We start from the raw sequence: 283 nt of genomic DNA on the forward strand, positions 1-283 counted from the left end.
TGATTCGCCAAGGTAAAGTCTTGGGTAGTCGAAGTCATTTTCCAAAGATCCCAAACAATACAGTGCGTGAAGAGGTTTTCTATAGCTTCTTAAGCCAGTATTACTTAGCCCATAATGAGGCGAGAACCATTCCAACTCGTTTGATTCTGAATGCGGATTTGATGGAAGATGTCACTCCTATTCAGGACGCTTTATGTGAAGTGGCGGGTCGTAAGATCCATTTTAATACTAACCCTTCTGGCGTTCGTGGCCGCTACCTTAAGCTATCGAATACCAATGCGTT

At 43.5% G+C, this 283-nt stretch carries 1 pseudogene; it reads left to right on the forward strand.

What is annotated here, in order from left to right:
- A pseudogene (gene uvrC / locus A3712_RS05370) lies at positions 1–283 on the forward strand (excinuclease ABC subunit UvrC); the annotation flags it as partial.

It is taken from the genome of Vibrio sp. HI00D65 (genome assembly GCF_001635455.1).
In the GTDB taxonomy this organism is placed as follows: domain Bacteria; phylum Pseudomonadota; class Gammaproteobacteria; order Enterobacterales; family Vibrionaceae; genus Vibrio.